Origin of the sequence: Phytobacter sp. V69, from assembly GCF_965644215.1 — a bacterium.
Classification (GTDB): Bacteria; Pseudomonadota; Gammaproteobacteria; order Enterobacterales; family Enterobacteriaceae; genus Phytobacter.
On record NZ_CBFFRL010000375.1, the window covers coordinates 1 to 2,167 of the forward strand.

Consider the following 2,167-nt stretch of genomic DNA (forward strand, 5'->3'; position numbering starts at 1 on the left):
GTAGCGAGCCATAGTTCAATATGTTGTTGAAAAAGACAGTTACTATAACTCAGGTGATTAAGGGACACAGCCTAGATCCCGAGATCGTAGAATTACTGCAAAGCGCTGACGCCGTTTTTGCCAATGCCGAATTTAGCTGCCCACAACCGAACCTCCCGCCTGCTGCTGGTCGCGGTTATATCACCGCTGTAAAACCTGCCACGCTCGATGAGTTCGTCGATTTGAATATTCGCCTGGTCTCCTTTGCCAACAACCACACCGGCGATTTCGGCTGGGAAGGGGTGGTGGATACCATGGAAGCCGCCGAAGCACGCAAACTGATCCCCTGTGGCCAGGGGCGCAACCTGGATGACGCTCGCCTCCCCCGCTTCCTCGACACCGCCAAAGGCCGTGTTGGCGTGGTTGCACTGGGCTCTACCCGTTCCGAAGTGTTTCTGGCCGCTAACGGCGGTGCTGGCACGCTGCCGCGTCCGGGCCTGAACCCGCTGCGCTGGGGCCGCGCCTACGTGCTCGGTGACGAACAGTTTGAACAGTTAAAAGAGATTACCCGCTCACTGGGTATCGATGAGAGCGTGCGTGAAGGTATGCGCGTGGAAGTGATGCCGTCGAAAGGCGATAACGAATTCAAATTCGGCTCGCTGTTCGAAAGCTCCCTGCAAATTGAGCGCGGCGAGAAAGCCCATGTGCGCACCTGGTTCAACGAACAGGATTGCGTGGCGAACGAGCGCAGCATCCGTGATGCCGCGAACCGCAGCGATTTTACGCTGGTCAGCCTGCACACCCATGAAGGGGATAAAGACAGCTGGTACTCCCCGGATGCACCTGAATTTATCGAGAAATTTGCCCACCGTGCCATCGACGCGGGCGGCGATGCGGTGGTCTGCCACGGGGCGCACTTCATGCGCGGCGTGGAGATCTACAACGGCAAACCGATTTTCTACAACCTCGGCAGCCTGCTGATGGAGTTTGAAGCGGGCGAATCGATTATCGGCCCGGAAATGTACGAAGCGTACGGCCACGCGGCAGATGCGCGCCCCTCCGAACTGCACCGCGCACGCGCGAAGAATAAGGCAGGCGAGTTCACCGGCTTTAACGCCGAAGCCCGTTTCTCACAAAACGCGCTGGCGGTGTTCGACGTCACGCCTGATGGTCTGGCCTGCCAGCTGCTGCCGCTGGATCTTGGCATGAACCGCGAACGCGTTCTGTCCCGCGGTCTGCCGGAAAAAGTGACCCACGCACAGGGCGAAGAGATTGCCAGCCTGCTGACGCGTCTGAGCCACCGCTACGGCACCGCATTCAGCTACGACAAAGCAAGTGGACTGATTCGCTTCTCTTAATTTCGCCCCCCTCTACAGCCAGGTTCGTCCTGGCTGTTATCCCCCGAAAGATAAAAAATTCGTGACTCTCTTCGCATTTGCCTCGCAAAATGACAGCGCAATCATTTTTCCACGCAGACCAGGTTTTGATGGTAAACACGCGGGGAAAACCCGGTCTGAATACCTTCACCATACGGATAGTCCCAACGCATCAATTACGATTTGTGAATGAGTTGAGTGACTCACTGGTGAGCGTTTTAACGCAAATGCTACAGCGAATCTGCATTTCGTGAATAACGTCGCGCCATCCTGGACAAACGACAAAAACAACCCTCGAATCATCGATAAAAACCATGCAATCGACCAACGAAATAGCGAACAAAATTGCCTATAATTTGGGTAATTTGCCGGTGTTTTGCGGCAAATTTTTTCCCCTTAATACGCTCTCATTGTTAGCCCTTCCTCTGCCTGTACCCGATTCTGCTTTTCTGACTCTGCAATGTGCACCTTCGTCTTCTTAAACAGAAAAAAACATTAATATTCAATGTGCTAATTTAAATCTCTATTCGATACATTGATTCAATTATTGAATAAGATACACACTCAGTCAGTCTTTTTTTGTTGCAATGAAAGTCATAGAATTCTCCTCATTCGCAATACAGCGCCACGTTTTGTATTCATGGCAGATGACCGTTTATGACGTTGGTATTCGGTTACCATCTATCCGCAGGAGGAATTATGTCAGGCCAGTCTTCAACTCCAGTCGTAACATCCGTAAAAGTGATCCCGGTTGCCGGGCACGACAGCATGCTGATGAACCTGAGCGGTGCCCATGCGCCGTTCTTCACCCG

2 protein-coding genes are annotated in these 2,167 nt (G+C 53.0%); both read left to right on the plus strand.

The features are described from left to right. The first annotated feature begins 53 nt into the window (after window positions 1–53). Window positions 54–1,337 (plus strand): CapA family protein, encoded by a 1,284-nt coding sequence (locus ACSZPU_RS25220; protein ID WP_499004334.1) that lies wholly within the window; start codon window positions 54–56, stop codon window positions 1,335–1,337. A gap of 717 nt (window positions 1,338–2,054) precedes the next feature. Further along, on the plus strand, window positions 2,055–2,167 hold a 113-nt coding region (locus ACSZPU_RS25225), incomplete at its 3' end, for a hypothetical protein (RefSeq protein ID WP_499004336.1).